Annotated in this window: 16 protein-coding genes and 1 tRNA gene; 12 read left to right on the top strand and 5 right to left on the bottom strand. The window is 52.4% G+C overall.

The genetic code is table 11. The features are described from left to right. The first annotated feature begins 32 nt into the window (after positions 1 to 32). The 7 genes from EJE49_RS11545 to EJE49_RS11575 all read left to right on the top strand — a co-directional run bounded on the left by EJE49_RS11545 (position 33) and on the right by EJE49_RS11575 (position 5,007). Entirely contained in the window at positions 33 to 278 is a 246-nt protein-coding gene (locus EJE49_RS11545) for an exodeoxyribonuclease VII small subunit (RefSeq protein ID WP_124950985.1), read from the top strand. Next, positions 268 to 1,158: a polyprenyl synthetase family protein gene (locus EJE49_RS11550; protein ID WP_124950987.1), complete on the top strand. Its 891-nt coding sequence runs from the start codon at positions 268 to 270 to the stop codon at positions 1,156 to 1,158. The genes EJE49_RS11545 and EJE49_RS11550 overlap by 11 nt, the downstream gene beginning before the upstream one ends. Further along, on the top strand, positions 1,155 to 3,008 hold the full coding sequence (gene dxs / locus EJE49_RS11555) for a 1-deoxy-D-xylulose-5-phosphate synthase (protein ID WP_124950989.1): 1,854 nt from the start codon (positions 1,155 to 1,157) through the stop codon (positions 3,006 to 3,008). The genes EJE49_RS11550 and dxs overlap by 4 nt, the downstream gene beginning before the upstream one ends. A 62-nt stretch (positions 3,009 to 3,070) precedes the next feature. After that, a complete protein-coding gene (gene folE2 / locus EJE49_RS11560; protein WP_124950991.1) occupies positions 3,071 to 3,880 on the top strand; it encodes a GTP cyclohydrolase FolE2 in 810 nt (269 codons plus the stop codon). Positions 3,881 to 3,901: 21 nt separating this feature from the next. Beyond that, positions 3,902 to 4,612 carry a type 1 glutamine amidotransferase gene (locus EJE49_RS11565; RefSeq protein WP_124950993.1) on the top strand — a complete coding sequence of 237 codons (711 nt, stop codon included), beginning with the start codon at positions 3,902 to 3,904 and terminating at the stop codon, positions 4,610 to 4,612. Beyond that, positions 4,609 to 4,866 carry a hypothetical protein gene (locus EJE49_RS11570; RefSeq protein WP_124950995.1) on the top strand — a complete coding sequence of 86 codons (258 nt, stop codon included), beginning with the start codon at positions 4,609 to 4,611 and terminating at the stop codon, positions 4,864 to 4,866. The genes EJE49_RS11565 and EJE49_RS11570 overlap by 4 nt, the downstream gene beginning before the upstream one ends. Positions 4,867 to 4,931: 65 nt before the next feature. After that, positions 4,932 to 5,007, top strand: a tRNA-Lys gene (locus EJE49_RS11575). A gap of 53 nt (positions 5,008 to 5,060) precedes the next feature. On the opposite strand, the gene EJE49_RS11580 is transcribed toward EJE49_RS11575, so the two are convergent. Then, the gene (locus EJE49_RS11580) at positions 5,061 to 5,330 is read right to left on the bottom strand and encodes a TIGR02647 family protein (RefSeq protein WP_124950997.1); all 270 of its coding nucleotides are present in this window, start codon (positions 5,328 to 5,330) and stop codon (positions 5,061 to 5,063) included. A 225-nt stretch (positions 5,331 to 5,555) separates the two neighbouring features. On the opposite strand from EJE49_RS11580, the gene EJE49_RS11585 reads away from it, so the two are divergent. The 5 genes from EJE49_RS11585 to rsgA all read left to right on the top strand — a co-directional run bounded on the left by EJE49_RS11585 (position 5,556) and on the right by rsgA (position 11,312). After that, positions 5,556 to 6,623 carry a 3-deoxy-D-manno-octulosonic acid transferase gene (locus tag EJE49_RS11585; protein WP_124950999.1) on the top strand — a complete coding sequence of 356 codons (1,068 nt, stop codon included), beginning with the start codon at positions 5,556 to 5,558 and terminating at the stop codon, positions 6,621 to 6,623. Positions 6,624 to 6,629: 6 nt separating this feature from the next. Then, positions 6,630 to 6,968 (top strand): thioredoxin family protein, encoded by a 339-nt coding sequence (locus tag EJE49_RS11590; protein WP_124951001.1) that lies wholly within the window; start codon positions 6,630 to 6,632, stop codon positions 6,966 to 6,968. Beyond that, positions 6,965 to 7,498 (top strand): 1,6-anhydro-N-acetylmuramyl-L-alanine amidase AmpD, encoded by a 534-nt coding sequence (gene ampD / locus EJE49_RS11595; protein ID WP_124951003.1) that lies wholly within the window; start codon positions 6,965 to 6,967, stop codon positions 7,496 to 7,498. The genes EJE49_RS11590 and ampD overlap by 4 nt, the downstream gene beginning before the upstream one ends. A 341-nt stretch (positions 7,499 to 7,839) precedes the next feature. After that, positions 7,840 to 10,440: a DNA mismatch repair protein MutS gene (gene mutS / locus EJE49_RS11600; RefSeq protein WP_124951005.1), complete on the top strand. Its 2,601-nt coding sequence runs from the start codon at positions 7,840 to 7,842 to the stop codon at positions 10,438 to 10,440. Then, complete coding sequence (gene rsgA, locus EJE49_RS11605; protein WP_189941882.1) at positions 10,437 to 11,312, top strand: ribosome small subunit-dependent GTPase A; 876 nt, start codon at positions 10,437 to 10,439, stop codon at positions 11,310 to 11,312. The genes mutS and rsgA overlap by 4 nt, the downstream gene beginning before the upstream one ends. 59 nt (positions 11,313 to 11,371) lie before the next feature. Here rsgA and EJE49_RS11610 read toward each other — a convergent pair whose 3' ends face one another. The 4 genes from EJE49_RS11610 to EJE49_RS11625 form a co-directional block, all read right to left on the bottom strand. Then, positions 11,372 to 11,806, bottom strand: coding sequence for a CBS domain-containing protein (locus tag EJE49_RS11610; RefSeq protein ID WP_124951007.1), 435 nt, complete (start codon positions 11,804 to 11,806; stop codon positions 11,372 to 11,374). A 94-nt stretch (positions 11,807 to 11,900) separates the two neighbouring features. Then, the gene (locus tag EJE49_RS11615) at positions 11,901 to 12,386 is read right to left on the bottom strand and encodes a YajQ family cyclic di-GMP-binding protein (RefSeq protein WP_124951009.1); all 486 of its coding nucleotides are present in this window, start codon (positions 12,384 to 12,386) and stop codon (positions 11,901 to 11,903) included. Between the two features lie 11 nt (positions 12,387 to 12,397). Next, positions 12,398 to 13,039, bottom strand: coding sequence for a DUF599 domain-containing protein (locus tag EJE49_RS11620; protein WP_223246935.1), 642 nt, complete (start codon positions 13,037 to 13,039; stop codon positions 12,398 to 12,400). A gap of 65 nt (positions 13,040 to 13,104) precedes the next feature. Further along, positions 13,105 to 13,980, bottom strand: coding sequence for a tetratricopeptide repeat protein (locus tag EJE49_RS11625; RefSeq protein WP_124951013.1), 876 nt, complete (start codon positions 13,978 to 13,980; stop codon positions 13,105 to 13,107). Positions 13,981 to 13,982 lie beyond the last annotated feature (2 nt).

A 13,982-nucleotide genomic window follows, 5' to 3' on the forward strand; every position in this document is an offset into this window, starting at 1 on the left:
AGATTTATCACTTTGTTAATCAAATTAATGCAATGACGCGTCGCACCCCACCCCCACCGCTCAGTTTTGAAGCAGCCATGACCGAGCTGGAGCGCATAGTTGCCGAGATGGAATCAGGTCAACTTTCCCTGGAACAGTCACTCAGCGCCTACCAGCGCGGTGCGGAATTATTAAAATTCTGCCAGACAGCATTAGCCGATGCCCAGCAACAGGTACAGATACTCGAAAACGGCACTTTATCCGCCTTCACCAACCCGAGCACGCAAGATGACAATTGATTTTTTAAGCTGGTCGACTGCCTTACAGACTCGCACTGAGAGTGCGCTGGAGCAGCACCTGCCCAACACCACTACGGCACCACAAACACTGCATCAGGCCATGCGTTACTCTGTGCTAGGCGGTGGCAAACGGGTGCGCCCATTACTGGCTTTTGCCGCGGGAGAAGCCTGCCAGGCGGATCCTGCGCGCGTGGAAATCGTCGCCTGCGCCGTAGAACTGATTCATGCCTATTCACTGGTGCATGACGATATGCCGTGCATGGATGACGATGTATTACGGCGCGGCAAACCTACCTGCCATGTCGAATTCGGCGAAGCCACCGCATTACTGGTGGGCGACAGCCTGCAGAGTCTGGCATTCGAATTACTGGCCACGACCACATTGAGCGACACGCCCACACAACAACTGGCAATGATCAAACTGCTGGCTCATGCCTCCGGCTCGCGCGGCATGGCCGGCGGGCAAGCGATAGACCTGGCCAGCGTAGGCGTTGCCCTGAGCCTGCCTGAACTTGAATTCATGCACATCCACAAAACTGGCGCATTGATTCGCGCTGCGGTGTTACTGGGTGCTTATTGCGGCAAGCCGCTATCCGAAGAACAGTTTGCCAAACTGGATCACTATGCAAAATGTGTCGGGCTGGCATTCCAGGTAGTCGATGACATCCTGGATGCTGAAGCACCCACCGCCACACTGGGCAAAACGGCGGGTAAAGACGCTGAGCAGAATAAGCCGACTTATGTTAGCCTCATGGGCATCGCAGCTGCGAAAACATTCGCCCAGGAACTGCATCGTGACGCACTCGATGCATTAAATGGCTTTGACCATAGCCAACGCTTGCGCGAGCTCGCAGACTTTATCGTACAGAGATCATTTTGAGTCAGACTTTCCCTTTGCTAGGCCGCATTAACAGCCCGCTCGACTTGCGCGAACTGCCGCGTGATGAACTTCCTGCTGTCGCGCAGGAATTACGTGATTTCATGCTCGACAGCATTGCCCGGACTGGAGGCCATTTTGCCTCCAATTTTGGCGCAGTCGAGCTGACCATCGCCTTACACTATGTATTTAATACGCCAGATGACCGCCTGGTATGGGATGTAGGCCATCAGAGCTATCCGCACAAAATCCTGACCGGCCGGCGTGAGGCGATGGCCGGCCTGCGCAAAGCAGACGGCATTGCCGGCTTCCCTAAACGCGACGAAAGTGAATTTGATACCTTCGGCACGGGACATTCCAGCACCTCGATTTCTGCCGCACTGGGTATGGCCGTCGCCGCCCAACTGGACGGTCTGGAGCGTCGCGCGGTTGCCATCATCGGTGATGGCGCGATGACAGCAGGCATGGCCTTCGAAGCTTTGAACAATGCCGGCGACATGGATGCCAACCTGCTGGTCATTCTCAACGACAACGACATGTCGATTTCACCCAATGTCGGCGCGCTCAATAACTACCTGGCCCGACTCATGTCCGGCAAATTTTATGCAGCGGCACGCCGCGCCAGTGAAAAAGTGCTGGCACATGTGCCGCCCATGCTGGAACTGGCCAAACGCGCAGAAGAACACGTCAAAGGTTTTGTCACGCCCAGCACCTTGTTTGAAGAATTCGGCTTTAATTACATCGGCCCGATCGACGGCCATGACCTGAATGTACTGGTCGATACACTGAGTAACATCCGCCGCTTACCCGGCCCGCAATTCCTGCACGTAGTCACCAAAAAAGGCAAAGGCTATCTGCCGGCCGAGGAAAACTCCTGCCTGTATCATGGCGTAGGTGCTTTTAATCCTGAGTTAGGCGTACTCGAAAAAGCCAGTGCCAAACCCACCTACACGCAAATATTCAGCGACTGGCTGTGCGACATGGCGGCGATCGAACCGCGTCTGGTTGGCATCACCCCTGCCATGCGCGAAGGCTCAGGCCTGGTACGTTTTTCCGAACTGTATCCCAAACGCTATTTTGATGTCGGCATTGCCGAGCAGCATGCGCTGACCTTTGCTGCCGGTCTGGCGGCCGATGGCTACAAACCGGTAGTCGCCATCTACTCGACCTTTTTACAACGCGCTTACGACCAGCTCATCCACGACATTGCACTGCAAAACCTGCCGGTAGTATTCGCCATAGACCGTGCCGGCCTGGTCGGTGCCGATGGCCCTACTCACGCTGGAAGTTTTGACCTGAGTTATTTGCGTTGCATACCCAACATGACGGTGATGGCACCTTCCGACGAAAACGAATGCCGGCAAATGCTGTATACCGCCATGCAACTCGACCACCCCAGCGCTGTACGCTACCCGCGCGGCACCGGATCAGGCACACCTGTCAGCGCCGCCATGCAGGCACTCCCTGTAGGTAAAGGCATCGTGCGTCGACAAGGGCAACGTGTCGCTTTGCTGGCGTTCGGCAGCCTGGTCACACCGGCGCTGGCTGCTGCAGAACAGATTGATGCTACCGTGGCCGACATGCGTTTTGTGAAACCAATTGATCAAACGCTGATCCAACAGTTAGCAAGCAGCCATGACCTGATCGTCACGCTGGAAGAAAATGCGATCATGGGTGGCGCAGGCAGTGCAGTAAGCGAATGTCTGCATGCGCTAGGCTTAACCACTCGCGTTATCCAGCTGGGCTTGCCTGACCACTATATTGACCACGGCGACCATGCTCAAATGCTGCATGAGTGCGGCCTGGATGCAGTTGGTATCATCACCAACGTCAACCGCGCTTTATCCGAGTAGTTTACTCAGGTATTAGCGCGCGTTATACTGAACACATATTTAGCTTCTTAACAGGACCCATCATGAACGACTGTTGTGACATCACCACACCGATGCCGGATGTGCAAAACTATGCGGATACCCGCCAGATTGCTATCAATAAGGTAGGCATCAAATCGATTCGCCACCCGGTCAAAGTGGCCGATAAAAGCAGCGGCATCCAGCACACGATTGCCAGTTTCAACATGTATGTGTTCTTGCCACACAATTTCAAAGGCACACACATGTCGCGCTTCGTGGAGATACTCAACACCAACGAACGCGAGATTTCCATTGAAAACTTCGAGTCCATTTTGCGGCAAATGGTGCAACGCCTGGAAGCGGACTCCGGCTATATTGAAATGAGTTTCCCTTATTTCATCAACAAAACCGCCCCAATTTCCGGCGTGCAGAGCCTGATGGATTACGACGTCACGCTCATTGGCGCGATCGAAAACGGCAAGTACGTACACACCACCAAAGTCGTGGTGCCGGTCACCAGCCTGTGCCCGTGCTCCAAGAAAATCTCCGACTACGGTGCTCATAACCAGCGCTCACACGTCACCATCAGCGCACGTACCAACGATTTCATGTGGATCGAGGATATCGTTGCTGTTGCTGAAAAACAGGCATCCTGCGAGCTATACGGCTTGCTGAAGCGCCCGGATGAGAAATTTGTCACTGAACGCGCCTACGACAATCCGAAATTTGTCGAAGACATGGTACGTGACGTTGCTGCTGCGCTGGACAGAGAGACGCGCATAGACAGTTATGTGGTGGAAAGCGAAAACTTCGAATCCATCCACAATCACTCTGCCTATGCCCTGATTGAACGTGACAAACTCGCAAGCTGACCGAGATCAAGCGTAAACGCCATGAAGCCAGTCGCCATTTTTCGCCATATTCCCATTGAAGGCCCGGGTTATTTTGCCGACTTTCTCGACCAACACCAGATTCCCTGGCTGCTGGTCAAAATAGATGAAAACGAGCCCATCCCTGCAGATCCGACAGCGTTTTCCGGACTGGTATTCATGGGTGGCAACATGAGCGTGAATGATCCGCTGCCGTGGATAGCACAATCGCTGGCATTGATACGCAACGCTATCGCCGCAGATATTCCGGTGCTCGGACACTGCCTGGGCGGTCAGCTCATCTCCAAAGCGCTGGGCGCGACCATCAGCCTCAACCCGGTGAAAGAAATCGGCTGGGGCGAGGTATACGCCAGTGACAATGACAGCGCCCGTGCCTGGCTGGATGGCCTCAGTCAATTCACCAGCTTCCACTGGCACGGCGAAACCTTCGCACTGCCTGAAGGCGCCACACACATCCTTAAAAGCCAGTACTGCGACAATCAGGCCTACGTGGTCGGCAAACATCTGGCAATGCAATGCCACGTTGAAATGACCGCAGATATGGTCATCAGTTGGTGCGAGCACGGTGCAGATGAAATCCAGGCTGCCATTGCCAGCCCTGCCGTGCAAAAGCCAGCGGATATGCAAGTAGACATGAGCGTTAAACTGGGTAAACTGAATCGCGTAGCAGACCGCCTGTACAGTCGCTGGATCAAAGGCTTGTCGCAGCCATGAACACCTTAATCAGCCTCGACCAACTCCATGAGATGATAGGGCTGAGTTTTACCTGGCGGCACAATCACTACCTTGCTGTCGAAATCATCGACCAGCCCCCGACCCTTATCGCACAAAAACACACACCGGATCATGCCATTCAGGCAGACGTGCACGGACGTGCCCATCGTGAAGTCGCCACCACAATTAGTATCCCCATACTCTCCAGGGATGGCACGCAACTTCACCCGGAATTTCTCCTCATAAAATTCTGATTCGTTTTTTTCAATTTACTTTCTTGACGAATTTGTGAAAACCAGTATAATTGCGGCTCTCAACTGGGTCGGTAGCTCAGCCGGTAGAGCAGCGGACTTTTAATCCGTTTGTCGCGGGTTCGACCCCCGCCCGACCCACCAGAAAATTAAGGCTTGCAGAAATGCAAGCCTTTTTCGTTTCCGCCGTAACTAAATTAAGCCATCAGCAGCAGATCACCCCTGACATCTACAACCGACGTTAATATCGTCAACGCCATCTGCGCATGTTCGGCCACTTCACGCCCCAGATCAGTCAAGTAGCCGCCATCCTCATCCGTCACCAGCCCTTTTGCATGCAAACGACTAGTCGCTGCAATCACTACCGGATCCGCATTGCTATGTACCTTAACCCCTTGCTGGGTGGTTCCCAGATCATAACGTAACAGTGCATTCAACTCATCAACCAGATCCTGGGTATAAAACATGGCAACTCCTCGCTAACAATGGGATTAAATTTAATTGTGCTATGCAACACTTTCACAGTAGACCACTCGCTATCCGGCGTCAACCTGCTGCAACAGGAAAGCACTCAAGCCAAATTTTTCTCCACGCTGCAACACTACGGACAATGCAAAGCATTTGGATTCACCCCTTCATTTAAGGTATCCTTAAGTATTTTTTTTAACCGCACTAAACACGCTAGGCACATTATGGGTTTGTTTGATTTTCTGGGTTTTAACAAGTTACCTGCAGGCGTAACAAATAGCAGCTTGCTCATCACGGATACCGCCACCCTGGCACGGGCAGGCGCATTCATCGAAGCACTGCAAGCCAAGTTCCACAATATTGCCATTGCCTTAGTCGACACACCGAACACCACACCTGCATTACCGCACATCGTTTTACCTGGTGAAACAACGGCAGCCATTGCACGGCTGCAAAAAATCCAGCCACAACGTTTAATTGCACTCGGCTTGGCTGGCGACTATGCCCCACTGGTAAAGTCTGTAGCATGTCCACGCTACTGGATTAATGCACACGATGCCGCCGCTGCAGAAGCCGGCTGCCAGGTACTCACCACCTCGCATGCCGGGCTAGCTTTAACCGGCGCTGTCGTCACTGGCGACCCGTTAGCAGGTCTGGATAGCTTGCCGCCCATTACAGCAGATGCCGAACTGTGCCTGCGCTTCAAGGAACAACGCGAGAGCGGTCGCTGGTTAGGCTATTTCGCCGCAACGGGTGAAAATGAGGAAGATCTCGCCTATGCCCTGTTCAGCCGGGCAATGCGGCACAAAATGGGCCTGATGCTGCTGGCGCCACGCGACCCGGAGCGCTGCGAACCGGTATACCGCGAATCCATTAAATACCGTCTGCAAACCATACGTCATCAGCGCTTTTCAACCTCGTTTGTACCAATCAAAACACGCGTGTATTACATCGAACAGGAACACCCACTCGCCGCATTCTATGGTTGCGTAGATTTCGTGGTAGCGGGTGCCACCTTGCATGCTGATGCCAGAAACGTACCGGATATCCTCTCGCCGATATTGCATGGCAAACCAGTATTAGTCGGTGCAGCACATCGCGACCAGCCATTGATTGCCGCAGCAATTGAAGCTGGCGTGGTATTGGCAGGCATAGACAATGAACAACTGTTCACCCACATCAAAGCCCTGTTGGACGATCCTGACTATGGCAGCAAAGTCGCCAGTCAGGCAAGCGACTGGCTCAATCTGCAGGTGGGCTCCAGCGCACGCGTACTGGCCTTGCTCAATTAGACCACCATGCAAGTCAGACCACTCACCGAGTTTGACTTTCACCCGCGACTAGCGGATAGCAACGGAGTCAGCCTGGTGCTATTCAGCGCACCCGGTTGCGGCAGTTGCCGGGTCTGGTTACGTTTACTGAGCGATTTTACCGACCCGCTGCTGCAACACTGCTATGTAGTAGATGTGCAACTCGCTACTGCGGTGGCGCGCGAGTACGAAGTATTTCATTTGCCGAGTCTGTTTTTATTTGTCGATGGCAAATTTCACGCTCAATTACAGGCAGAGGCCACGCCCAAACAATTATCTCAGGCGATCGGCACGCTACTTAACCTGCCGCCACAAGACGAACCATGACCATACACATAGATGCCAATGGCGTAGCCTCTCCCGCACGTTTCATCGCCTCGCCGCATTGTGACTGGCGTGCACGCACGGATGACATCCGCCTGATTGTGATCCACAACATTTCATTACCGCCAGGACAGTTCGGTGGTAATGGCGTGATTGAGCTGTTTACTGGAAAGCTGGATGCGCATGCTCATCCCTACTATGTGCAAATTAGTCACCTGCGCGTTTCAGCGCATTTCTTTATTCGGCGTGATGGTGAGCTGATTCAGTTTGTGCCCTGCACCAAACGCGCCTGGCACGCCGGCATATCCAACTGGCAGGGCTGGGAACGCTGCAACGACTTCTCTATCGGCATCGAACTGGAAGGCGACGACAGCACCCCTTTTACTGACGCCCAATACCAGCGATTACAACAACTTACCGTAGCACTCAAACGAACCTATCCAATTGCAGCCATTACCGGACACAGTGACATTGCGCCAGGACGAAAAACTGACCCCGGGCCTTATTTTGACTGGAAACGCTGTCAGCCATAAACAGCGTCATTGATGATGAAGTTAAAAAACGATGCGAATCAGAGCCGACGTTGCAATGACTTAACTGAAAGTACTGTATCTCAACAAAAAAATTGAAGGGATGCGTACACATAACCCACCTGCACCTGCACCTGCACAATAAAGTCAAAACCTTCATAATGCTGGCATGGACGATGCAATAGACCATGCCAGCATGTAATGCAATCGCCCCGTTTAACCGAACATAATTAATCACCCCATCGTCCCAGTTGCTTCTGTTTACCCAAGCAGTTTTACGCAAACTCGCAATTTGCGGCATAATTCGGGGATTACCCAATACCTGAAATCGAACTCCGCTCAAAATGGCTGAATCTGCAAAAAACAAAGCACCGGCACACGAAAATCCAGAGCTCGATATCCAGGCAAAAAACCACACACCCATGATGCAGCAATATCTGCGCATCAAGGCCGAACACCCTGACAAGCTGTTGTTTTATCGCATGGGTGATTTTTACGAGCTGTTTTTTGATGACGCCGTACGCGCCTCACAATTGCTCGGCATCACCCTCACCACACGCGGCGCCACTGCCGGCACGCCAATTAAAATGGCAGGCGTGCCCTATCATGCCGCTGAGCAATATCTGGCAAAACTGGTCAAACTGGGTTTATCCATAGCGATTTGCGAACAAGTCGGTGACCCGGCTACCAGCAAGGGACCAGTTGAACGTCGTGTCGCCCGTATCGTCACCCCTGGCACACTGACAGATGCCGCATTGCTGGATGACCATCGCGACAGCTTGCTGCTGACCATCGCCACCCTTTCGGGCTCCTTGCTGGGGCTGGCCTGGCTAAATTTATCCAGCGGAGAATTTCACGTCAGCGAAATTGAGCCTAAACAATTAGCGGCGACACTGGAACGCATCGCTCCGGCTGAGATTCTGATCGCAGAAGGCGCAGCATACCCGGCTCTACTCGACTCACCCATCACCCATGAACTGCCCGTGTGGCAATTCGACTTGAAACGCGCGCACGAATTACTGTGCCAGCAATTCGCCACACATGACTTACAAAGTTTCGGCTGCGCGCAAATGGATGTCGCCATCAGCGCAGCAGGCGCACTACTGCAATATGCGCAAGCCACTCAGCGCGGGCAATTGCCGCACATTAACGGCATTATTGTCGAACGTGACAGTGAGTTCGTGCTGATGGATGCAGCTACCCGACGCAATCTGGAAATCAGCGAAACCCTGCGCGGTGAAGCTGCGCCCACGCTGCTGTCCCTGCTCAACACATGTGCCACCAGCATGGGAACACGCCGGTTGCGGCACTGGCTGCATCATCCACTGCGTGACCGTAATCTGTTAGGTCAGCGTCAACTCGCGATCGGCAAGCTAATAGAGTATGGCCACAGCCGCACTCAACTTCAGCAAGCCTTGCAGAATTGCGTCGATATCGAACGCATCAGCGGGCGCATCGCCTTGGCAAGTGCACGTCCGCGTGATCTGTCAGGCTTGCGCGACACCTTGGGCTGGCTACCAGCGCTGCAGCAACACCTCATCACCATAGACAGTCCACTTGTTCAACAACTGGCTACCGCTTGCAATCCACAAGATGCTCTATACCAGCAGCTCTGCCGTGCTGTTCGCACCGAGCCCTCGGTCGTGCTGCGCGAAGGTGGAGTCATTGCCGATGGCTACGATAGTGAACTTGATGAGCTGCGCGGGTTACAGACTAACAGTGGCGAATTTCTGATTGCACTGGAAGCGCGTGAACGTGAACGTACCGGCATTGCCACGCTGCGGGTTGAATACAACCGGGTGCACGGTTTCTACATAGAAATCGGTCGCGCCCAGGCTGACAATGTGCCGGAAGATTACCGTCGTCGGCAAACGCTAAAGAATGCCGAACGCTACATCACGCCGGAATTAAAAGCTTTCGAAGACAAGGCCTTATCCGCAGCTGACCGTGCACTCGCACGCGAGAAGATGCTCTATGATGAGTTGCTGGTATCGCTATTGCCTGCTGTGCCACAACTGCAAATGCTGGCTTCAGCACTGGCCCAGCTCGATACCCTCTGCGCCCTCGCTGAGCGTGCTGAAACCCTGAATTTTAGCCAGCCTGAACTCACCGACGATGCCGTCATCAGCATTAGTGCAGGGCGACATCCTGTGGTTGAAAACCGTATCGGCAATTTCATTCCGAATGACACCGAGCTGACACGCACCCGGCAGATGCTGCTGATTACGGGTCCGAACATGGGTGGTAAATCAACTTACATGCGCCAGACGGCATTAATCACTCTATTGGCCTGTTGTGGCAGCTGGGTTCCTGCGAAACAGGCTCGTATCGGCGTAATCGATCAGATTTTTACCCGCATCGGCAGCTCGGATGATCTGGCTGGCGGGCGCTCCACCTTCATGGTAGAAATGACCGAAACTGCGCACATTCTGCATAACGCCAGTGCACAAAGCCTGGTACTGCTGGATGAAATCGGGCGCGGCACATCAACTTTTGACGGCCTTGCGCTGGCCTGGGCTGTGGCACGGCAGTTAGCTGAAAAAACTCGCGCCTACACTCTGTTTGCCACGCACTATTTTGAACTGACGCAACTCCCTGTCACCTGGCGGCAAATCGTCAACGTACATGTGGAAGCCGTTGAACATAAAGACCGCATCGTATTTTTACATAGCGTCAAGGATGGCCCGGCCAATCAGAGTTATGGATTGCAAGTCGCTGCTCTGGCTGGCGTGCCTCAGGCCATCATCCTGTCGGCAAAACGCAAACTGATCGAACTCGAACAAGCGGCTACCTTGAGTACCCAGCAAGCTGACTTATTTACCGACAAAACCCCTGCCCTCGAACCACACCCCGCCATCGACCTGCTTGACAGCATCGATCCTGACACCTTAAGCCCGAAAGCTGCGTTAGAGTTGCTCTATACGCTCAAATCTCTCCAACCATGACCAATCTGCTTGAGGGTCTCGTGACGGCCAGCTATGGCCGTCATTACAAGGTTGAATCAGGTGACACTGAGTACGATTGCGTTACCCGCGGAAAACGCAGCGATGTTGCCTGCGGCGATCGTGTCAAATTCAAACTGACCAGCCTCGATCAGGGCGTAATCGAATCAATTATGCCCAGAACCAGCCTGCTACATCGTTCTGTTGCGCATCGCAGCAAGCTGATAGCCGCCAATGTGGATCTCGCCGTTATCGTCGTCTCCCCTGTCCCCAGCTATTACGATCTGCTGGTCAACCGCTGCCTGATTGCGGCTGAAGCGGCCGGTATCGAAGCCGTCATCTGTTTAAACAAATCGGATCTTGGAGAAATAGCTGAACTGGCATATCAACAACTCAGCGCCTACATTGCATTAGGCATCCCGGTCGTGCGTGTGTCTGCACACCATGATATAGCAGCATTTCGTCCGTACTTGACCGGGAAAGTCAGCGCATTTGTCGGTCAGTCCGGCATGGGGAAATCCAGCCTGATCAATGCATTAATCCCGGATGCAGGTCTGGTCACAGGTGAAATATCGACCGCGCTGGATTCTGGCAAGCATACGACAACAAGTGCAAAAATGTATCGCCTTGACGAAACCAGCCGGCTCATCGACTCGCCCGGCATGCAGGCATTTGGCCTGAATCACGTACGTGCTGATGAACTCGACCAGTTGTTTGTGGAATTCCGGCCTTATATCGGCCATTGCAAATACAATAACTGCCGACACACGCATGAACCGAACTGTGCTGTTCTGGCTGCGCATCAGGCAGGGAAAATCAGCGACTCACGTCTGCAGGCGTATCAGGATATATTACGGGGTTTGACTGCAGGCTAGGCACCCGAGGTGCTAGCAGCTTGAAGCTGGATGAGCAGGGCTGCTCATCCAGTATGGCATTACTCAGGCCAGTGCTTGATGTAACGTTTTAACAGGCGATTCTCGAAATCGGCCGCATTGAGGCAAGCTCTGGCAACGTCGTGAAATGAAATGATACCCAACAGATTATCACCCTCCATCACTGGCAGATGACTGACACGATTCTCGGTCATTACGCCACGCACATAATCAACGGTATCATCAGGATTGCCAATAATCGGCTCAGTGACCATCATTTGACTCACAGGCTGTGTCATAAAAACACCGCCATGCTGATTGAGGCCACGCAAAACATCGCGCTCGGTTAGCAAGCCTACCATCACGCCATCCTGACGCACGACCAGCGAACCGACATCCTGTTGCACCATTAACGCAATCGCATCCGCTACGGTATGGGTGGGGGAAATTGAACAAATCTCACCAACTTTGAACGTCAGAATGTCGCGTATAATCATTTCGTTGTCCTTATGCTTAACAGTTTAACTCAGATGTTAAGCATACCAGATGCCAATGCGGTATGGAAGAAAAGTACCACACGGACCAACAAACTTAGTCACGAAAATTCTGATACTGCAGCGGGAAATCCGGAATCTGCTTACGCACCAGGGCGATCGTTTCTTGCAACAAATCACGCTTGGCGCCAGTTACACGAACTGTCTCACCCTGAATGCTGGCCTGAACTTTAAGCTTGCTGTCTTTAATTTCCTTGACTATCTTTTTAGCCAGTTCAACTTCAACTCCGGTTTTAACCGTAACTGTACGCTTAACCTTGTTGCCGGTTATTTTTTCAACTTTGCCAAAATCCAGGCATTTTATATCGATACTGCGTTTAATCAGCTTGTTATTCAGCACTTCCTGCACTTGGTCGAGTTTGAATTCGTCATCGGCAAACACAGTCAACACATAGTCTGCCTGCTCAATCCGAGCATCAGAACCTTTAAAATCAAACCGGGTAGAAACTTCCTTGTTGGCTTGCTCTACTGCATTCTTGACTTCCTGCTTATCAACCTCAGACACAATATCGAAACTAGGCACAGCTTATCCTCTCATTCTGCGTAATCTTCCGCCATGACTTTAGGCGCGCGATCCAGAAAATACAATACGAAAATCAGCAGTATAGTCGAAGCGACCATAAAATGGGGCCCGAATAACCAGAACACCATCGGCACCGAGAAATAATACGCCCGCATACCAATACTGTAAAACTTGCCAGCCCGATTCAAATGCAGCGCAACGTGGCGGGGCGATATCATCTTATGATTCAATGCCAGCGGTACGTTAATCATGAACCCCACATGATTGAACATGCGAATCGACATGGAGAAACAGAAGAAAGCAACGAACAAATCGCTCAGCAGCAGCATCAGTTTCGCCAGCCACATGGAATCATGGGTTGCCCCCACCATATTCAGCGCATGCCATGTATTACTTAGATTGGCTCCTTGTCCGCTCAGGGTCAGCACGCCGATAATCAGCAATACTGCGGTTGACGCCAGAAACGTCGCCGCCATGGTGGAATTGCGCAAGGTTTGCACAGCAAGAATATCGCGGCGTTCCGCCATGATGGTTTCCACCCATGCTGTACGGGCAATCCGGTTCACAGCCTGAATAGTATAAGTTGGCCGTTTCTTTACCTTGTAAGCAAGATAGAGATGATACAAACCAAGGATTGCAGTGCAAAACAGCATGCTGATTAGGTCATTTCCAGCATTATCTAATAAGGACAAGTTATTCATATGGGGTTCAGGTTAAATTAATGGCTATCCAGCTTATTTTGCCAGTATTGTGCTTGCACCATGCTGACAGCATTGTCATCCAGACCTAATTGATAGATGTGAATCAGACTTTTAATCGCCTTCACATGCCCCTGATTCGCGGCTTGCTTAAACCAGTACATCGCTTGAGCATAATCCTTTTTTTCGCCTATGCCATGCTCGTAGCGCATAGCCATCTGGTACTGCGCTTCGGCATCGCCATCCGTTGCCAGCTTACGCAACTGCGGAGCACGCTGACTCAGATCCTCTTTTAGCTGCAATCCGATATGCTCAAAAAAATGCACGAACTCAACAGCGCCTTCATAGCCCTGCGCTGCAGATTTTGCCAGCCAGTTGTTGCCTTCAGCCGGATCATGGTTCGCCCAGTCTTCAGTACGATAGAGCTTGCCCAGCTCAAACTGCGCTTCGCTGTTGCCTTCTATTGCCGCACGCTTGAGCCAGTACTCGGCCTTAGTCAGATTTTTATCTACCCCGGAACCAGCCAGATACATCTGCCCCAATTTTAACTGTGCCTGAACATTACCGCGCTTGGCTGACTTCTCACGCCAATCGGCAGCCACCTTGAGGTTTTTAGTAACGCCGGTGCCCTGCTCGTACAAATCACCCAACGCCATCTGTGCATAGGGATTGCCCTGCTCAGCAGCCTGTTCAAACCAGTACGCAGCCTGCTGGTCATTCTTGGCGTAACCGCCATCGCCATGGCGGTACATTACTGCCAGCAACACTTGCGAACTCGCGCTGCCACGGACAGCAGCATCCGTTACCATTTTGGCCTCATCCGTAGTCATTGCGTGACTATCGAATGCTACGACCATCAACACTGCCATGACAGCTAATTTGAGTTGCTTTTTCATAC

This window comes from Sulfuriferula thiophila, assembly GCF_003864975.1.
GTDB classification, from domain to species: domain Bacteria; phylum Pseudomonadota; class Gammaproteobacteria; order Burkholderiales; family Sulfuriferulaceae; genus Sulfuriferula; species Sulfuriferula thiophila.

What these genes read in the sequence shown, in the direction of transcription:
- EJE49_RS11545 (WP_124950985.1), top strand. Translation starts at nt 33, where the DNA reads ATGACGCGTCGCACCCCACCCCCACCGCTCAGTTTTGAAGCAGCCATG.
- EJE49_RS11550 (WP_124950987.1), top strand. Translation starts at nt 268, where the DNA reads ATGACAATTGATTTTTTAAGCTGGTCGACTGCCTTACAGACTCGCACT.
- folE2 (WP_124950991.1), top strand. Translation starts at nt 3,071, where the DNA reads ATGAACGACTGTTGTGACATCACCACACCGATGCCGGATGTGCAAAAC.
- EJE49_RS11565 (WP_124950993.1), top strand. Translation starts at nt 3,902, where the DNA reads ATGAAGCCAGTCGCCATTTTTCGCCATATTCCCATTGAAGGCCCGGGT.
- EJE49_RS11570 (WP_124950995.1), top strand. Translation starts at nt 4,609, where the DNA reads ATGAACACCTTAATCAGCCTCGACCAACTCCATGAGATGATAGGGCTG.
- EJE49_RS11580 (WP_124950997.1), bottom strand. Translation starts at nt 5,330, where the DNA reads ATGTTTTATACCCAGGATCTGGTTGATGAGTTGAATGCACTGTTACGT.
- EJE49_RS11585 (WP_124950999.1), top strand. Translation starts at nt 5,556, where the DNA reads ATGGGTTTGTTTGATTTTCTGGGTTTTAACAAGTTACCTGCAGGCGTA.
- EJE49_RS11590 (WP_124951001.1), top strand. Translation starts at nt 6,630, where the DNA reads ATGCAAGTCAGACCACTCACCGAGTTTGACTTTCACCCGCGACTAGCG.
- ampD (WP_124951003.1), top strand. Translation starts at nt 6,965, where the DNA reads ATGACCATACACATAGATGCCAATGGCGTAGCCTCTCCCGCACGTTTC.
- mutS (WP_124951005.1), top strand. Translation starts at nt 7,840, where the DNA reads ATGGCTGAATCTGCAAAAAACAAAGCACCGGCACACGAAAATCCAGAG.
- rsgA (WP_189941882.1), top strand. Translation starts at nt 10,437, where the DNA reads ATGACCAATCTGCTTGAGGGTCTCGTGACGGCCAGCTATGGCCGTCAT.
- EJE49_RS11610 (WP_124951007.1), bottom strand. Translation starts at nt 11,806, where the DNA reads ATGATTATACGCGACATTCTGACGTTCAAAGTTGGTGAGATTTGTTCA.
- EJE49_RS11620 (WP_223246935.1), bottom strand. Translation starts at nt 13,039, where the DNA reads ATGCTGTTTTGCACTGCAATCCTTGGTTTGTATCATCTCTATCTTGCT.
- EJE49_RS11625 (WP_124951013.1), bottom strand. Translation starts at nt 13,980, where the DNA reads ATGAAAAAGCAACTCAAATTAGCTGTCATGGCAGTGTTGATGGTCGTA.